Source organism: Anaerotignum lactatifermentans DSM 14214 (genome assembly GCF_900142265.1).
Lineage (GTDB): Bacteria > Bacillota > Clostridia > Lachnospirales > Anaerotignaceae > Anaerotignum > Anaerotignum lactatifermentans.
Genome location: NZ_FRAH01000040.1, coordinates 13,851 through 30,632 on the forward strand (window position 1 = coordinate 13,851; position 16,782 = coordinate 30,632).

17 protein-coding genes are annotated in these 16,782 nt (G+C 46.3%); 13 read left to right on the plus strand and 4 right to left on the minus strand.

Annotation, left to right across the window (positions count from 1 at the left end; translation table 11 throughout):
• Positions 1 to 72: 72 nt before the first annotated feature.
• The 6 genes from BUB35_RS11105 (at position 73) to BUB35_RS11130 (ending at position 6,891) form a co-directional block, all read left to right on the plus strand.
• Positions 73 to 1,044 carry a peptidyl-prolyl cis-trans isomerase gene (locus BUB35_RS11105; RefSeq protein ID WP_072851758.1) on the plus strand — a complete coding sequence of 324 codons (972 nt, stop codon included), beginning with the start codon at positions 73 to 75 and terminating at the stop codon, positions 1,042 to 1,044.
• 169 nt (positions 1,045 to 1,213) lie between these two features.
• Positions 1,214 to 2,029 carry an EFR1 family ferrodoxin gene (locus tag BUB35_RS11110; RefSeq protein ID WP_072851760.1) on the plus strand — a complete coding sequence of 272 codons (816 nt, stop codon included), beginning with the start codon at positions 1,214 to 1,216 and terminating at the stop codon, positions 2,027 to 2,029.
• A gap of 243 nt (positions 2,030 to 2,272) precedes the next feature.
• Positions 2,273 to 2,953, plus strand: coding sequence for a polyphosphate polymerase domain-containing protein (locus BUB35_RS11115; protein WP_072851762.1), 681 nt, complete (start codon positions 2,273 to 2,275; stop codon positions 2,951 to 2,953).
• A gap of 87 nt (positions 2,954 to 3,040) precedes the next feature.
• Positions 3,041 to 3,715 (plus strand): DUF4956 domain-containing protein, encoded by a 675-nt coding sequence (locus tag BUB35_RS11120; protein ID WP_072851763.1) that lies wholly within the window; start codon positions 3,041 to 3,043, stop codon positions 3,713 to 3,715.
• Between the two features lie 15 nt (positions 3,716 to 3,730).
• Positions 3,731 to 5,716: a CotH kinase family protein gene (locus BUB35_RS11125; RefSeq protein WP_072851765.1), complete on the plus strand. Its 1,986-nt coding sequence runs from the start codon at positions 3,731 to 3,733 to the stop codon at positions 5,714 to 5,716.
• Positions 5,717 to 6,024: 308 nt separating this feature from the next.
• Positions 6,025 to 6,891 (plus strand): hypothetical protein, encoded by an 867-nt coding sequence (locus BUB35_RS11130; RefSeq protein ID WP_072851767.1) that lies wholly within the window; start codon positions 6,025 to 6,027, stop codon positions 6,889 to 6,891.
• A gap of 212 nt (positions 6,892 to 7,103) precedes the next feature.
• Here BUB35_RS11130 and BUB35_RS11135 read toward each other — a convergent pair whose 3' ends face one another.
• Positions 7,104 to 8,084, minus strand: coding sequence for an aldo/keto reductase (locus BUB35_RS11135; RefSeq protein ID WP_072851769.1), 981 nt, complete (start codon positions 8,082 to 8,084; stop codon positions 7,104 to 7,106).
• Between the two features lie 125 nt (positions 8,085 to 8,209).
• On the opposite strand from BUB35_RS11135, the gene BUB35_RS11140 reads away from it, so the two are divergent.
• A complete protein-coding gene (locus BUB35_RS11140; RefSeq protein ID WP_072851771.1) occupies positions 8,210 to 8,566 on the plus strand; it encodes a winged helix-turn-helix transcriptional regulator in 357 nt (118 codons plus the stop codon).
• Positions 8,567 to 8,577: 11 nt separating this feature from the next.
• The gene (locus BUB35_RS11145) at positions 8,578 to 9,741 is read left to right on the plus strand and encodes an alanyl-tRNA editing protein (RefSeq protein WP_072851773.1); all 1,164 of its coding nucleotides are present in this window, start codon (positions 8,578 to 8,580) and stop codon (positions 9,739 to 9,741) included.
• Between the two features lie 128 nt (positions 9,742 to 9,869).
• Here the strand turns inward: BUB35_RS11145 and BUB35_RS11150 are convergent, their stop codons facing one another.
• On the minus strand, positions 9,870 to 10,202 hold the full coding sequence (locus BUB35_RS11150) for a branched-chain amino acid transporter permease (protein ID WP_072851775.1): 333 nt from the start codon (positions 10,200 to 10,202) through the stop codon (positions 9,870 to 9,872).
• A gap of 2 nt (positions 10,203 to 10,204) precedes the next feature.
• Positions 10,205 to 10,897, minus strand: a complete 693-nt coding sequence (locus BUB35_RS11155; RefSeq protein ID WP_072851777.1) for an AzlC family ABC transporter permease — start codon at positions 10,895 to 10,897, stop codon at positions 10,205 to 10,207.
• A gap of 182 nt (positions 10,898 to 11,079) precedes the next feature.
• Between BUB35_RS11155 and BUB35_RS11160 the strand changes: the two genes are divergently transcribed.
• Genes BUB35_RS11160 through BUB35_RS11170 form a run of 3 tightly spaced genes read left to right on the plus strand, consistent with a single transcriptional unit; the run spans position 11,080 to position 13,428 of the window.
• On the plus strand, positions 11,080 to 12,336 hold the full coding sequence (locus BUB35_RS11160) for an aminopeptidase P N-terminal domain-containing protein (protein WP_072851779.1): 1,257 nt from the start codon (positions 11,080 to 11,082) through the stop codon (positions 12,334 to 12,336).
• On the plus strand, positions 12,333 to 13,043 hold the full coding sequence (locus BUB35_RS11165; protein WP_072851781.1) for a DUF2161 family putative PD-(D/E)XK-type phosphodiesterase: 711 nt from the start codon (positions 12,333 to 12,335) through the stop codon (positions 13,041 to 13,043). The genes BUB35_RS11160 and BUB35_RS11165 overlap by 4 nt, the downstream gene beginning before the upstream one ends.
• 10 nt (positions 13,044 to 13,053) lie before the next feature.
• On the plus strand, positions 13,054 to 13,428 hold the full coding sequence (locus tag BUB35_RS11170; protein WP_072851798.1) for a YccF domain-containing protein: 375 nt from the start codon (positions 13,054 to 13,056) through the stop codon (positions 13,426 to 13,428).
• A gap of 55 nt (positions 13,429 to 13,483) precedes the next feature.
• Here BUB35_RS11170 and BUB35_RS11175 read toward each other — a convergent pair whose 3' ends face one another.
• Complete coding sequence (locus BUB35_RS11175) at positions 13,484 to 13,966, minus strand: hypothetical protein (RefSeq protein ID WP_072851783.1); 483 nt, start codon at positions 13,964 to 13,966, stop codon at positions 13,484 to 13,486.
• A gap of 225 nt (positions 13,967 to 14,191) precedes the next feature.
• Here BUB35_RS11175 and cls point away from each other — a divergent pair, with 225 nt between their 5' ends.
• Entirely contained in the window at positions 14,192 to 15,658 is a 1,467-nt protein-coding gene (cls, locus tag BUB35_RS11180; RefSeq protein ID WP_072851787.1) for a cardiolipin synthase, read from the plus strand.
• Between the two features lie 25 nt (positions 15,659 to 15,683).
• Positions 15,684 to 16,433, plus strand: a complete 750-nt coding sequence (locus tag BUB35_RS11185; protein WP_072851791.1) for an acyl-[acyl-carrier-protein] thioesterase — start codon at positions 15,684 to 15,686, stop codon at positions 16,431 to 16,433.
• Positions 16,434 to 16,782 lie beyond the last annotated feature (349 nt).

Here is a 16,782-nt window from a genome sequence, read left to right on the forward strand (position 1 = left end):
AGCTAACCTTCTTTTTGGACAGAAAAAGAAGATGAAAAGACATGAAACCGAAAAAAGAGAGTGTGATTTTTTATGAAAAAGAAAGCGAAAGGGGCATTGTGCCTGCTGCTGACTGGGCTTTTGTGGCTTACAGGCTGCGGCAGTTCTTTTTCCGATGAAGTCATAGCGCGCATAGATGGCAGAGAAGTCATGAAGTCCGAATATATGGTATATCTTTATACCAGCACCCAAAGCTTTGTTTCCGCCGCAGGCAGTGATGTCTGGGACATGGATTTTGACGGCATGACCGGAGCGGAGCTGGTGCAGGAGCGGGCATTCAGCACCATACAGAGTGTGGTTGCCGCAGAACAGTATGCGGAGGAAAACAACATTTCTCTGACAGAAGACCAGAAAACAGAAGCCCATACCATGGCAGAGGAATTCCTCAGCCAGCTGACAGAGGAAGAACTGGCAAAAATGGGCGTGGATCAAGAACAGATGGAAACCCTCATGGAGGAATCTTATCTGTATTCTGTGGTCTATGACACATTGGCAAAGGAATGCGAAGTCAATGCCGATGAAATGGAACAGTATTATCAGGAAAACGCCGACGCTTTGCGGGAGGAATATACCCAAATCACCATTGATACCATCATGGTGAATGATGAGGCAACGGCGAAAGAAGTCAGCGAAAAGGCAAAAGCCGGAGAGGATTTTGCTGCGCTCTTCGAAACCTATGACACAGATACTTCCGCCAAGGAAAACGGCGGCAATGGACAGATGACACTGTATCAGAATTATCTGAACAATACCTTTGGGTTATCGGAAAATCTCACATTAGGTGAGATTACAGACCCCATTGAGGTGCGGGGCAGTTATTTCATACTGAAAGTGGAATCCATCACCCCGCCTACAGATGAACAGGTGAAACAGCTGGCAGAAGATGCTTACCGCCAGCAGGTACAGTCCGCTTATGTGGAAAGCCGTTTGTCAGAAATGATTGCGGCACAAGAAGTGGAAAAAATTCCCGAAGCGTGGGAGAATATGGAAACATTCCAAGACTGATAAAAACCGGAAATGTTCGATGATGGTCGGATATTTCCGGTTTTTTGCGTGAAAAAGAAAGATGGTCAGACAATGTTGTTTTTTTGTCTGCGGCTTGAAAAAGGGAGATGGATAGAGTATCATAAAAGAAAAACATTTATCAGGGAGAGAGAAAGGAGTCTTGTTTACAATGGAAATCAAAAAAGTATGGGCCATGTATTTCAGCCCCACCGGCGGTACTGAAAAAGCAGTGAGAACCGTATCCGCTCATGTGGCAGAAAGCCTTGGCGTTCCTGTGGAAATATATGATTTTACACTGCCTGACGTACGGAAAAAAGAAATCGCTTTCACCGAAACAGATCTGGTGTTCTTCGGCACTCCTGTTATTGCAGGTCGTGTACCTAACGTATTGCTGCCTTATCTGAAAACTGTTGTGGGCGGCAAAGCTTATGCAGTGCCTATGGTATCCTTCGGTAACCGTAACTTCGACGATGCCCTCATCGAACTGCGGAACATTTTGGAAGACGACGGCTTCCGCACCATTGCCGGCGGTGCTTTTGTCAGCGAACATTCTTTCTCCAGAAAACTGTCCGCAGGCAGACCCGACGAAGAAGACTACAAGGTAATGCATGAATTTGCAGAAAAAATCGTGGAAAAAATCAACAGCGGCTGGGAATACGACGGTCCTGCCTATGTAAAAGGGGAAGACCCCATCCGTCCTTACTTCACACCCAGAGATCGTTATGGCAATGCCATCGATATCCGTAAAGTAAAACCCAAAACAAGCGACGCTTGCTGTGGCTGCGGTCTTTGCGCAGAAGTTTGTCCCATGGGCTCCATTGATAAAGTGGATTTCTCCTGCACAGGCATCTGCATCAAATGCTGCGCATGTATCAAGAAATGCCCTTCCGGTGCAAAATACTTCGACGACCCCGGCTACATCTATCACAAAGAAGAACTGGAAGAATTGTATGAAGGCAGATCTTTGCCTGAATATTTTGTATAAGAAAATAGCTTTCTGAGAAAAAACGCGGGAGCTTCTGTAGAACAGAAGCTTTCGCGTTTTTTGTATTTTCTAATATATTTTTTAGAAATCAAAGGAGATTTTCAAGAAAAACGGATGTTTTGTTCACATATTGTTTACAATTCTCATGATTTTCTAATTTTTCCCTAAGTACCCATTTAAGTATCTTCCCGTATACTAAACGCTGTATTGGTTTTAAAACATACAGAATGTGAGGTGAGAGCGATGAAAGAACAATGGCGTGCGGAACTGAAGTATACCGTTGCAGCGGCAGAAAGCAGGATGCTGGCGGCGCGTATGGCAGCATTTATGGAGCGGGATATCCACGGAGGCAAGACGGGATATCTGGTGCGTTCTCTGTATTTCGACAATTTCTACAACAAAGCCCTAAGAGAAAAACTGGATGGTGTGGGCATAAGGGAGAAATTTCGTATCCGTTGTTATGACGGGAATTTTGGCTTTATTCGGCTGGAAAAAAAGAGCAAGCGTTACAATGCAGGCAATAAGACCCAGTGCCGTGTGACGGCAGAGGAAACCCAGAGGGTTTTGGATGGTGACATTGGGTGGATGGCAGAAGATGAACGGGCACTGGTGCGGGAATTGTACCTGCGGATGCAGATGGGGATTTATCGCCCTACGGTTATTGTGGACTATGACCGAGAGGCACTGACTTACGCACCGGGGAATGTCCGTGTCACATTTGACAGACGGATTCGCGGCTGCCACCAGCCCCAGTTATTTTTCTCAGAAAATTTGCCGTCCATTCCAGCCATTTCTCCAGACAGAGTGGTCATGGAAGTGAAGTACGACGATTATTTGCCGGATATTGTGAACCGTACCTTACTGACGGTGAAAACAAAAGAACAGGCTTTTTCCAAATATGCAGCCTGCCGCATCATGTGCTGATGGGCAGTAAGAAAAAGAAAATAGACATGAAACAGAAATATGCAGCATAAATACAAGCGATGAAAACAAGATAGGAGAGAACGGAAGATGACATTTCAAGACATTTTTAAGAGCAGCTTTTTGGAGAGCTTCAGCAGCTTTTCGTTGACGGATACCCTGCTTTCTTTGGCAGCGGCATTCCTCATTGGTTTATTTATTTACTTTGTATATCGGAAAACATACAGCGGTGTCCTTTACAGCCGCAGCTTCAACGTATCCCTCATTGCCATACTGCTGGTGACCTGTCTGGTCATCCAAGGTGTAACCAGCAATGTGGTATTGTCTTTGGGTATGGTAGGTGCCCTGTCTATCGTGCGTTTCCGTACGGCAGTGAAAGACCCCATGGATTTGGTATTTTTGTTCTGGGCAATCGGCGAAGGCATCCTTTGTGGCGCTTCTTTGCTGCCTTTGGCAATTCTGGGATGCCCTATTATTGGTATTTTCCTGCTGGTATTTGCCAACCGTCAGCAGGCAGATAGCCCTTACCTGCTTATCATCCGTATGGACAGCGTGGAAGGTGAAAGCGCAGTGACAAGCTTTGTACAGCAGGTTGTAAAACGCATGACCCTCAAGTCTAAAACCATCACCGGCGGACAGGGGACTGAACTGATTTTTGAAATCTGCCCCAAAAACGGCGAAAGTGCTTTTGTCAACGAAATCAGCCGCATGGCAGGGGTGCAGTCAGCGGTCATGGTAAGTTATGACGGCAACTACGCAGCGTAAAAGGAGGCGAAGCCAATGAAAGGACTGCGGGAATATAAATTTCTCTTGCTGTCTGGACTTGCTTTGGTGGTTTTTGCCTTTCTGGTCTTTGGCATCGTATCCCGAGAGGACGCGGAAGCGAAGGAATATCCTTATCTGGATAATCTTTTTGCGGAAGGTGTCGTCAATGAGATCAATATTGAAATCAGCGAGGAAGATTGGGCGGATCTGGTGGAAAATCCACTGGAAGAAACTTATTACGCCGTGGATGTGACTATCAACGGGGAAACCCTGTCCAATGTGGCACTGCGGACAAAGGGCGATAACACCCTGACTTCGGTAGCGTCCTCCGATTCTGACCGCTACAGTTTTAAGATAGATTTTGATTATTTCAATGACGGTAAAAATTACTACGGCTTGAAAAAGCTGAATCTGAATAACAACTATGGGGATGCCAGCTACATGCGGGAATATATTTCCTATCGCATCATGGGTGAAATGGGTATTCCCGTCCCTGCCACCAGCTATACCCATATCACCATCAACGGGGAAGAATGGGGCTTGTATCTGGCAGTGGAACCCATTGACGAAGTCTTTCTGGAACGTACCTTCGGGGACAGCACCGGAGACTTGTATAAACCAGACGGCACTGGTGCGGATTTGGTCTACCGTGGGGATGACATGTCAGAATATCCCGGTCTGGTGCTGAAAACAAATGAGGAAACTTCTGACGGCTCTGCCATTCTGGATTTGATGAAGGCGCTGGAGTCGGGAGAAGGGCTGGAAGATGTGCTGGACGTGGACGAAGTGCTCCAGTATCTGGCGGCAAATGTGGCGTTGGCGAACTATGACAGCTATTTGGGCAACACCACCCACAACTATTATCTCTATGAACAGGATGGACGCTTTACCATTGTGCCTTGGGATTATAACTATTCCTTTGGCGGTTTTGGCGGCGGTGAAGTGGATATTTATGAGCCTACCAGTCAGTCCATGGGCATGGGCGGCGGCAGACGAGGCGACATGGAAAATGCAGAAGCCCAGACAGCGGCAGGAGAAAACGCTGGAGAAGAACAGACAGCACAGATGCCAGAAGGCATGGAACGACCTGACAATATGGGAATGGATATGCCGGAAGGCATGGAACGACCAGAAGGCATGGGCGGCGGCAATGAAAAGCCCTTAGTGGATACATTGCTTTCTCAGGATGTCCTTCTTGCCCAGTATGAAAGCTATCTGGCAGAAATCGCGGAAACTTATTTCACAGAGGCTTATATGAGCCAGATCGTCAGCGAAACAGCGGAAATGATCGCGCCTTATGTGGAAAAAGACGCTACTGCCTTCTTTACCTATGACGAATTTCTGGAAGCATCTTCCGCCGATTCAACAGACCCCAATTCTCTGGTTTATTTTGCCGTTTCCATGGCAGAAAGTATTGAAAACCAGCTGGCAGGGGGCGAACCTACATTCAATACCAGCTCCTTTGTAGCGGCGGCAGCAGGCGGCGGTGGAAAACGCCCCGGTGAGGATTTTGGAGGCATGCAGGATACCGAACAGACTGCTGGCGATACGGCAGACGACCAAACCCAGAGAGTTCCAGAACAAATGGGAGATATGGCAGGACAGCCACCGGAAATGATGGAAGAAACCGAACAGACTGATACAGCAGAAGCGAGTGACCAAACCCAGAAAGTTCCGGGAGAAATGGCAGGACAGCCGCCGGAAATGACGGAAGGAACCGAACAGACTGCCGACACAGCTCAAAGTGATACAGCAGAAGCAAACGACCAAACCCAGAGAGTTCCAGAACAAATGGGAGATATGCCCCAGCGTGGAGAACAGGGGCAGCGCGGCAGTGGTCCCATGGGAGCCATGTCCCGTGTTACATGGCAGGATGCGGCACCAGCGTTGGCTGTCTGCGGCGGCATCTTCCTTTTGAGCTTTGGATATCTGCTATATTTCAGACGGCGGCGAAGATTATCCATGCCAAAGCAGGAAGAAAAAACAGATACAACAGAATAACAAAATCAGATATAGCAAAAAGCATCTATACGCTTAGGGGCATTTTCATAAGAAAACAAAGAAAGCTGAAATCCTTATCAAAACAAAGAATTTCAGCTTTCTTATTTTTATGGAGAGGATATTTGGTGTGTTTTCTTCTGAAGACAGCCGTTGCAATTCCCTTTAAGAAATCAATCAAACAGAAAACCAATGTTTTCTTAAGAGGAAGCCGCTGTGCAGGTGCTTTTTCTGTGCAAAAAGGTATATTGCCTATGGGTACTTTTCTGTGATACCATGAAACTATAAAGAGCAGGAAAGGGGGAAAAGATATGAGAAAGAAAAGTTTTGTTTTTGTTGTATTGCTGGCATTTGTCTGCATGGTTCCCCAGAGGGCTTTTGCCAATATGGCTGCGCCGGAGGATGCAGATGTGGGCTCTGCCATTACCTTTGAGAAAAATGATGAAATTGCCGTACTGTCAGAAGATTTGGAAATTGTGGTAAAAGGACCTGACGCCCATATCACAGCCACTTATGAAATGAAAAATACTACCGACGAAGCTCTTTCCATATCTTCCATGTTCCTTTCGCCCAATATGGAAGAAAGAGGCGTGACGGTAACAGTCAATGGAAAACAGGCGGATGTGTCTGTTCAGCGGTATGGCATGAACGGCAGTACGAAAATTGTTACTGATGACTGGCGATACACAGTTTTGACTACAGAAGAAGTTGCCAATTTAGACCCTGACCGCACCGTGGATACCGTTACATTCCAAATGGATTTCCAGCCACAAGAAACTTATTCTGTTGTGGTTTCTTATGACTACAATCTAGGCGGGTATCCGGAATTGGATTTCAATGCCAAACGAGGAGAACTGGAATATTATCTGGCACCAGCCGCCATGTGGAAGGACTTTTCTGACCTGACCATTCGGCTTTATCTGGATAAGGATATGCCTGTGCTGGTGGAGAGCAGTCTGCCTTTTGAGAAAGTGGCAGAACGGGAATATGTCTACACTTCTGATACTTTGCCGGAAGAAAACCTCCGCATTACCATTGACGAAAATGGTTTTCAGAATTTCATCAGTACCCTGAAAAGTCCTTATTTTCAAATGACATTGCGTTTCTTTGCACCCATCATTATTCTTGTGGTGGTTGTTGTGATTCTCATTCATGTATGGCAGAAAAAACGGAAATAATAAAACAAAAGCCATTCCCTACAGCAGTTTCTCTTAAGAAAACACTGTTTGACTTTTGTCCCATTTCTTAAGGGAAACTGCGACGGCTATCTTCAGAAGAAAACATACCGGATAAAATCCTATAAAAATAAGAAAGCTGAAATCTTTTGTACTAGCGAAGATTTCAGCTTTCTTTGTTTTCTTATGAAGAAGCACCAAAAAGGGAATGTTTTTTACCACAAATGGTGTACAGTGGGGCGAATATATTTATCATAAATGGCTTTGACCCCTGCCATCTGTTCCGGTGTCAGGTCGGGCAGTTCTGCCGCTTTCACATTCTGGAGCACCTGTGCGGTTTTGCTGGCGCCGGGGATGACTACGCTGACAGCCTCATGCATGAGAATCCAACGCAGAGCGTAAGGAATGAGGTTTTCTGTACCCAGCAGGGCTTTCAGTTCCGATACAGCTGTCAGACCCGATTCATAATCCACGCCGGAGAAGGTTTCGCCCTTGTCAAAGGCTTCTCCGTTGCGGTTGTAGAAACGGTGGTCGTTTTTGCCAAAGACGGTGTCTTTGGATAATTTCCCTGGCAAAAGACCGCTTGCCAGAGGCACACGGGCAATGATACCCACATCTTTTTTCTGGGCGGCAGGGAACAATTCCTCAATGGGTTTCTGGCGGAACATATTGAAAATCACTTCCATAGCGGAAATGTCGTATTCCATGGCGGCAATGCCTTCAGATACTTTTTCGATGCTGACGCCGTAATGGGCAATTTTGCCTGCACTTTTCAGATTTTCCAGAGCGTCAAAAACTTCGTCTTTCTGGTAAACAGAAGTGGGCGGGCAGTGGAGCAGCACCAAATCCAGTTTTTCCATGCCCAAACGGGACAGGCAGCCGTCAGTGAAGCGGACAACGGAGTCTTTGTTGTAGCCTTCCGCTGTGTGTGGGTTCAGCCCTCTGCCGATTTTGGTTGTCACGAAGAAGTGGTCAGGATGAGCTTTCAGGATTTTGGAAATGGCAAGCTCACTGTTGCCGTCGTTGTAGATGTCTGCCGTATCCAGAAATGTGATGCCGCTGTCGTAAGCTGCATCCAGAATTTTCTGGGCTTCTTCTGCGCAGAAAGGTTCCCCCCATTTGGTGCCTAACTGCCAGGTGCCCAGTCCGATTTCGGAAATCATGGCATTTGTTTTGCCGAAACGTCTTGTTTTCATATGAAAATCTCCTTTACTTGACAAATGTATCCTAAGTGTATAAATTACTGTATAGAAACTGTAACAAAGAGAGAAATCCCTGTCAATCAGGCACTTTTTTTGCCCTTAGGGAAAGGAAGGTAACTATGACAAAGAAAATTCAGGTGGGCTGTGAAATGGAAGTCACCCTCAAAATGATTGGCGGCAAATGCAAGCCCTTGATCCTCTACATATTGGCAGAGGAGGGCACCTTGCGCTTTGGGGAATTGATGGCAAACATCCGCACCGTTTCCCAGAAAACCCTGACAAATCAGCTCAGAGAGCTGGAAGCCGATGGGCTGATCCTGCGGAAAGCCTATGCGGAGGTGCCGCCCCGGGTAGAATATTCCCTGACGGAAAAGGGCAAATCCCTTTTTCCCATATTGGAGCTTATGTGCCAGTGGGGAGAAGAAAATATTGACGAACGCTTTGAAATGACAAGCCCCCGTTGTACGGGAGAGTAAGGAGGAACAACATGGAAACCGTGAAATTATATTATGACAATGCTTATACCATGGATTTTGTAGGCAAGGTGGTATCCTGCGACCCCAAGGGCAAAAACTTTGCTGTGGTGCTGGAAGGCACTTACTTTTACCCAGAAGGCGGCGGACAGCCTGCGGACATTGGCACACTGGGCGGCGCAAAGGTAACAGACGTTCGGGAAAAAGACGGCGTGATTTCTCATATCACCGACAAACTTCTGGAAGTGGGGGCAGAAGTGGAAGGCCATATTGACTGGAACCATCGTTTTGACCTGATGCAGAACCACTCCGGCGAACATATCCTTTCTGGTATCATCTGCGGAAAATATGGCTGTGACAACGTGGGCTTCCATATGGGGAAAGATGCCATTTTGATTGACTTCAATACAAAAATCCCTGCGGAAGACCTGCCTGTGCTGGAACGGACTGCCAACGAAGCTATCTGGCGGAATGTGGCTTCCAAAGTTACCTATCCTTCCAAAGAAGAACTGGAAAAGCTGGAATACCGCAGCAAAAAGGCACTGGAAGGAAAAGTGCGCATCATGGCCATTGGGGAATATGACTGCTGTGCATGCTGCGGCACCCATGTGCAGAAAGCCGGAGAAATTGGCATGGTGAAGATTCTTTCTGCCCAGAATTACAAAGGCGGCACCAGACTGGAAATCGTCTGCGGTATGCGTGCATTGGCGGATTATGACGAAAAAACAGAAAATGCGGCGGCCATTTCCGAACTGCTTTCCGTACCCACCGGAAAAATTGCAAAGGCAACAGAAGCCCTTTTGAAAGAACGGGATGAACTGAAACAGATCATTAGCCGTATGAAATGGGAAAAAATCAACAACATTGCGGAAAAAGTGGGCGAAACACCCAAAGCCTGTGTATTTGCCACAGACTTTGATTCTAAGGATATGGTGCATCTGGCAGATACCATTTTGGATAAAACCGGCGGCACAGCGGCAGTCTTTGCCCCTGCCGGCACAGGGTATGCCTTTGTACTCATGAGCCGCACAGAAGATATGCGTCCCATGGCGGCGGAAATGAAAGAAGCCTTTGGCAGCAAAGGCGGCGGCAAGCCCGAAGCGGTGCAGGGCAGAGCAGAAGCCAAAGAAAAGGAACTGAAAGGGTTCTTCGCAGAAAAAGGATATACGGTTTTTTGATTTTGTGACAATCAAAAGCAATTTCCCTTTGGCAAAACATAACAGATAAAATAAGAAAGCCAAAATCCTTTGTTTGATAAGGATTTCGGCTTTTTTGTTTTCTTATGAAGATATCTCGTGATTTTCTTTTACGCAGGAAAAACCACCTGCACCAATATCATATAACAGACCGTACCGCCCACGATGCTCAGCAATGTTTTGCCTTTCCAAAGATGGAGCACTGCCACCACTGCCACGGCGATAAACTGAGGCAGGAAGCCGGAAGGTGCGGAAAAAGTGGTGCTTTTTAAGCAGTAGACCACCAATAACGCCATGACTGTAGCTGGAAGGACTTTTCCCAGATATTGCACAGGGGCAGGGATTTCTCTGCCTGCGAATATGGCAAAGGGTGCCACACGAATCAGAAAGGTACAGATGGAAGCCGTCAGGATGATGGCGAGCGTTTGTGTAGATGTAATCATAATCATTCCTCCTGTTCTTTTGCCAGAATCCGGCTTTTCAGTGCCATCAAAACGGCAACGCTGATGAGCAGTGTGGGCAGGATAAAGTTGTCGGGACCGAACACCAGTAAACAGCCAATACCGGCAATGATTCCTGTCAAAGCGGGGATATGGCTTTTGGCACCTTTCCACTGTTCGATGAAAATGACGGTAAACAGAGCAGTCATGGCAAAGTCAATGCCTGTGGTGTCAAAGGTAATGAGGCTGCCGGCAAGGGAACCTAAAGCAGTACCAATGAGCCAGTAACAGTGGTCGAAAATACTCATAAGGAACATGACTTTTTTGGTGTCCAGACCTTCCTGTGGTTCATAGGAGCAGAGCAGGGAATAAGTTTCATCCGTCAGGGAATGTACCATATACAGATATTTCTTGCCCATGCTGCGGAAGGTGTCGATGAAAGACAGACCGTAGAACAGGTGACGACTGTTTACCAGCAAAGTCATGATGGCAACGGTAATGAGCGATGTGCCGCCCGTGAGAAATTGGAGCAGTACAAACTGCATGGAGCCTGCGTATAGTATCAGGGAAATGAGCAGCGCCCAAAAGACGTTGTATCCCATGTTCTGCATCAAAAGACCAAAGGCAATGCCGATGGAAAGGTATCCTGCCAGAACAGGGATGGTTTTTTCAAAGGCAAATTTCCATTCTTTATTCAATCGTATCCCTCTTTTCCTTTTCTTTTGTTCAGACTTGCATTTTTTTCGTTCCTTGCTACAATTCTAATATAGAGAAATGACATTTTCAAGGAAATGTGCGTTTTTTTGCACAAAGGAATTTGTAAGAATTTCATCATAAAAAATTCAAAGTTTTTTGGTAGGATATTTAAGGAGGAAATGACATGACAGAACGGTTTTTCATAGATAACAGAAGAAAACTGGCAGCCAGACTGGAAGAAGGCAGTGCTGCTGTACTTTTTGCGGGGAAAGCACCTTTGAAGCGCGGGGATGAGTATTATCCTTTTTCTCCTGACCGTAATTTCTACTATGTGACAGGGGTGGAACGGGAAAACTGCGTATTCCTGATGGCAAAAATCGGCGGCGGTTTGCAGGAAACCCTGTTCATTCCCAGAGATAACGGCATCCTTGCCAAATGGGTAGGGGCAAACATGACAACAGAAGAAGCGGAAGAAATCAGTGGTATGACAGACATTCGCCCCATTGATGCGTTCACCGATGATTTTGCCCAGATGGTGTTCCGCAACAACATCACAAAGATTTATCTGGACTTGGAACATCGGGAATGGGATGATGTGCTGACACCTGCGCTGGGTTTTGCCAAGGAACTGCGGGAAAAATACCCTGCTATGGCGGTGGGGGATTTGTATCCCATTTTTGGCGATTTGCGTCTGATTAAAGAGCCTTACGAACTGGAAAAAATGCGGAAAGCCATGGATATTACCAGAATGGGTGTGGAAGCCATGATGGCAAATGCCCGCCCCGGTATGATGGAATATGAAATCGAAGCCCATTTTGATTTCACCCTCATGCAGCACGGCGCAAGAGAAAAAGCATTCCAGACCATTGCTGCCGCTGGGGAGAGAGGTACCATCCTGCACTATACCAAAAATAACGGTCAGACCAAAGATGGTGACCTGCTGCTGGTGGACTGCGGCGCACAGGTGGATTGGTACAATGGGGATATTTCCCGTACTTTCCCTGTGAACGGCAAATTCACAGAACGTCAGAAACTGGTTTACAATATTGTGCTGGAAGGACAGCAGAAAGTCATTGATGCCATTCGTCCCGGTCAGCCTTTCTCCCGTTTGAATGAAATCCTGAAAGAACACTATCTGGAAGCCTTGAAAGAAATCGGACTGGTGAAAACCATGGCGGATGTGGCAAAATACTACTACCATGGCGTGAGCCATTATCTGGGTGCGGAAACCCATGACATTGGACGGTACACAGAACGTGTGCTCCAGCCGGGCATGGTACTGACGGTGGAACCGGGGCTGTATATTGAAGAATGGGGCATTGGCATCCGCATTGAGGATGACGCTCTGGTAACAGAAGAAGGCTGCGAAATCATGACAAAAGACATGATTAAGACCGTAGAAGAAATTGAAGCCTTTATGGCGAAAGGAAAACAGGCATGACATTTGCGGAAACAGATTTATACGAGCCTGTCTGCCGCTTTCTGGAGGAAGAAGGCTATCGGGTGCAGGCAGAAGTGAAAGACTGTGACATTGCGGCGGAAAAAGATGGGGAACTGATCATTGTAGAACTGAAAAAGTCCTTTCAGCTGAAGCTGGTCTATCAGGCATTAGACCGCCAGAGTCTGACGGAGCAGGTCTTTGTTGCCATTCCTCGTCCCCAGAAGGGACAGAGGGAGAAAAGCTGGAAGAATATGCTGAAACTGCTGAAACGACTGGAAATTGGTCTGCTGACAGTGGCATTGGACAGTCCCCTCAAGACCGTAGATGTGGTGTTGACGCCCTCGGACAGCTTGGCGTGGAAAAACAGAAAGAAACGGGAACGGCTGCAAGTGGAACTGGAAAACAGACAGGTTTCTGCCAATACGGGCGGCATGAACCGCAGGAAAATCGTGACGGCTTATCGGGAAAAAGCACTGCATCTGTGCTGTATTCTGGAAAACAGAGAAGCCATTACATATGGAGAATTGCGGGAAATGGGTCTGGAAGAAAAGTACATGTCCATACTCCGCAGTAATGTATACCATTGGTTTGAACGAGTGGAAAAAGGCGTGTACCGCTTGTCGGAAGAAGGGCGGAAGGCTCTGGAAGAAAGAGATTATGAAAAAGTTGTAGCATATTATCGAAAAAGTAATGAAAAGGAGGAATGAAATGTCTATCATCAATGTATTGCTGAACATCCTGTGGATCATATTTGGCGGTCTGCTCTCCGCATTATGCTGGATGTTGGCTGGTGTATTGTGTTGTATTACAGTCGTGGGTATTCCCGTGGGCTTGCAGTGTTTCAAGTTTGCGAAGCTGATTCTGATGCCCTTTGGTAAGAAAGTCTATTTCGGAAACATGTCTTCCGGCTCTGTCCTTTTGAATGTCATCTGGATATTGCTGGGCGGGCTGGGTCTTTGCATTAGCTCCATTGCCATGGGCGTGGGCAGCTGCCTGACCATCATCGGGATTCCCTTTGGTTTGCAGCATTTCAAATTTGCCGCCCTGGCATTGATGCCTTTTGGCGCGGAAATCCGTCCCATGGAAGACTAAAAACGCTACAAAAAAAGAAAGCTGAAATCTTTTAAGATTTCAGCTTTTTGTTTGCTTATTTTTTGTTTTTTGTTTTCTGGGACTGATCGGAAACCACATTGTTCATACGTGTGGTCATTTTTTCTGTGAATGTTTTCTTTTTCTTATCAGCCAGATTCATACCGGTTACGCTGACGATATACATGCCTGCAATGTCTACTTTCAGGGATTTTTTCACGGGCAGTACTTCGTAAACGGGTTTATCACACATCAGTGTCACAATCTGGGGACCAATTTTTGCTTTTACCAGATTTGCCTTACGCATTTTTGCCATTTTGGGCAGCTGATCGAAAACAGCTTTAGGCAGGTTGGTAGGGGAAGGTTTTTCCTGTTTTTTGTCGATGATGAACGCCTGTACAGTCATACGGTTCTGGTCGATGAAATCCTGTGCCTGGATCATGCGGCGCATGGTCTTTTTATTCAGATAATAAGCGCCTGCCAGCAGAGCAGCCACAACAATCAGTGCGATGATGATGATATCGGATGCGTTAATGTTCACAAAATGTTCCTCCTTGCAGTAAAAAGCCCAAAAGGCTTTTCCTTTGTATTTCTCACGTCACTCTATTGTATCAGAGATTAGAAGAATAGGGAAGTGGAAAAGTGAAAATTTTCAAAATTTTTGCTGCACCTCAACTTGCGGTCAAGACGTATTTTGCGTATACTATATTATGGAATTTTATTTGAATTTCTCATATTTTATATTTGGAAAGAAAGGGGGAAGTCTATGGAGATTGTTTCCATTCTGGCGTATATCGCCATTGGGATTTTGGTCATCAACGTGATTTTGGCTGGCTTTGTGGTGTTTTTTGAACGAAGAAATCCTGCCAGCAGCTGGGCGTGGCTTTTTGTGCTGCTGTTCATCCCGGTGTTTGGATTCGTCATTTACATGATCTTCGGCAGGAACAGCAAACGGGAAAAAATGTTCCGGGTGAAAGAGGAGTATGACCGAGAGGTTTATTACAAATATCTGCTCCAGGATGAGCGATGTGTGGGCAGGGTAAAAGCCCAGAAAGAAATCATCGAAAAAGGCGGCAGACTGGTGGATGCGGAATATCTGACAGACCTTGCTTATCTGCATTTGAACTCCGGCAACTGGATGACATTCAACAATAAGGTGACACGGTTTATCACTGGGGCTGACAAATTTGAGGCGCTTGTCCGTGACATTCGTCAGGCAAAGGAATTTATCCATCTGGAATATTATATCTGGCGTGGGGACAAGCTGGGCACCCGTCTGGTGGAGGAACTGACGAAAAAAGCAGAGGAAGGCGTGGAAGTGCGTCTGCTTTATGACGGCATGGGGAATTCCAGACTGCCCAAAGACTTTTTTGACAAACTGCACGCAGCAGGCGGATACACAGCGGCGTTTTTGCCGCCATTCATTGTGCGTATCAACTACCGCAACCACAGAAAGCTTTGTATCATCGACGGGAAAGTGGGCTATATCGGCGGCTTTAACGTAGGCGATGAATATCTTGGCATTGTCAAACGCTATGGTCCTTGGCGGGATACCCACCTGCGGGTGGTAGGCGACGCCATCGACCAGATGCAGATTCGTTTTATCAAAGACTGGAATTTTACCACACGTTATGGCGCTGTCCAGTTGGAACAGCGGTATTTCCCGCTCAGAGAACAGACGGAAGGCATCCGTATGCAGATTGTTTCCAGCGGTCCTGATACCAAATGGCATAACGTACACAACGGCTATTTTAAAATGATCAATGAAGCGGAGCATCATATTTATCTGACAACGCCTTACTTTGTACCTGACGACGGTATTTTCGAAGCTCTGCGGGTGGCAGCTCTTTCCGGGCTGGATGTGCGGATACTGATTCCCGGCAACCCAGACCATTTCTTTGTATACTGGGCAAGTATGTCCTATTTGGGACAGCTGTTGGAAGCAGGCGTGAGATGTTATCAGTACGAAAGAGGTTTCATCCATTCCAAGAGTTTGTGCATCGACGGGAAAATGTCCTCTGTAGGCACAGCCAATATGGATATCCGCAGTTTTGACCTGAACTTTGAAGTCAACGCCTTTTTGTATGATGCCGCTTTTACCAGAGAACTGGAACAGGACTTTTTGAACGATTTGAAAAGCTCTGTAGAGATCACCAGAGAATGGTATTACAGAAGAAGATGGTGGTTCAAGGTGAAAGAAGCCGTGGCAAGGCTCATTTCTCCGATGCTGTAAGAACTGCCGGAAAGGAAGGTTTTTTATGGAACGCAAAGGATATGCGGAAGAACAGACCATCAATTATTATCAGGTAGACCAGAAAGGGACCCTTTCTCCGGCAGCGCTGCTGTCTGCCCTGCAAAATGCGGCCATTGACCACTCAGATACACTGGGTTATACCTTGGACTATCTGGCGGAGCTTCAGTGTGGCTGGGCAGTTATCAACTGGCATATTATGGTATATCGTATGCCTGCTCACAGGGAAACCATCCGGCTGGAAACATGGAGCAACAAATGCCGGAAAATGCAGGCAGAAAGAGGATATTACCTCTTTGATGAAAAGGGAGAAAAGATTGCCGATGGTATGTCCCGCTGGATTTACATGGATTTTGCAAAGCGCAAACCCACCAATGTGCCCGATGACATGATTGAGAAATACGGCACCAACCAGCCCCCTGCCATTGAAGGGGAAAAGTTCCGTATGCCGCCGATGCCCGAAGGGGAACCTGCGGCACAGCAGAGATTTACGGTGACCCGCAGAGATACGGATACCAATGGTCATGCCAATAACGTGAAATATCTGGAATGGGCATTGGATGATGTGCCTGATGAAATTTATGACGGCATGACACTGAAGGACATCCGTGTGGTATACCGAAAGGAATGCCGCAGAGGTGATGTGGTGCATACCAAAACTTTTGTGGAAGAAAAAGACGGCGAGTGGGAAACCATCACATTCATTTTTGATGAAGAAGAAACCGTGCTGACGGAAATCGCTATTTTATGGGCATAAGAAAAGTGCCCGAATTGCGATGGAGAATAAAATCTCAATGAAAATAAGAAAGCTGAAATCCTTTGTATGGATTTCAGCTTTTTTGTTGGGTGCTTTAGCTTAACAAAACCCCTAGTTCTACTAGGGGTAAATAAAATACTTTAGTATATTTTTTTTGAATGATAATTACTATGGATTTACTAATTATCAAATGAAGGATAGATATGCAATATTAAATTAACATACTGTATTCTCAATTATAGTACCTGTTTACAGGTTGCAGTGCAAATAAATGCGATGATATTTTTCGATGCCCCTTTTAGGGGTTGGCACGTAATACCCCTTCTAGGGGTTGATCAAACCACTAGTT

Coding starts and splice junctions, on each gene's coding strand:
- BUB35_RS11110 (WP_072851760.1), top strand. CDS start 1,214: ATGGAAATCAAAAAAGTATGGGCCATGTATTTCAGCCCCACCGGCGGT.
- BUB35_RS11150 (WP_072851775.1), bottom strand. CDS start 10,202: ATGATTACATCTACACAAACGCTCGCCATCATCCTGACGGCTTCCATC.
- BUB35_RS11105 (WP_072851758.1), top strand. CDS start 73: ATGAAAAAGAAAGCGAAAGGGGCATTGTGCCTGCTGCTGACTGGGCTT.
- cls (WP_072851787.1), top strand. CDS start 14,192: ATGGAGATTGTTTCCATTCTGGCGTATATCGCCATTGGGATTTTGGTC.
- BUB35_RS11125 (WP_072851765.1), top strand. CDS start 3,731: ATGAAAGGACTGCGGGAATATAAATTTCTCTTGCTGTCTGGACTTGCT.
- BUB35_RS11165 (WP_072851781.1), top strand. CDS start 12,333: ATGACATTTGCGGAAACAGATTTATACGAGCCTGTCTGCCGCTTTCTG.
- BUB35_RS11140 (WP_072851771.1), top strand. CDS start 8,210: ATGACAAAGAAAATTCAGGTGGGCTGTGAAATGGAAGTCACCCTCAAA.
- BUB35_RS11185 (WP_072851791.1), top strand. CDS start 15,684: ATGGAACGCAAAGGATATGCGGAAGAACAGACCATCAATTATTATCAG.
- BUB35_RS11120 (WP_072851763.1), top strand. CDS start 3,041: ATGACATTTCAAGACATTTTTAAGAGCAGCTTTTTGGAGAGCTTCAGC.
- BUB35_RS11135 (WP_072851769.1), bottom strand. CDS start 8,084: ATGAAAACAAGACGTTTCGGCAAAACAAATGCCATGATTTCCGAAATC.
- BUB35_RS11160 (WP_072851779.1), top strand. CDS start 11,080: ATGACAGAACGGTTTTTCATAGATAACAGAAGAAAACTGGCAGCCAGA.
- BUB35_RS11145 (WP_072851773.1), top strand. CDS start 8,578: ATGGAAACCGTGAAATTATATTATGACAATGCTTATACCATGGATTTT.
- BUB35_RS11130 (WP_072851767.1), top strand. CDS start 6,025: ATGAGAAAGAAAAGTTTTGTTTTTGTTGTATTGCTGGCATTTGTCTGC.
- BUB35_RS11115 (WP_072851762.1), top strand. CDS start 2,273: ATGAAAGAACAATGGCGTGCGGAACTGAAGTATACCGTTGCAGCGGCA.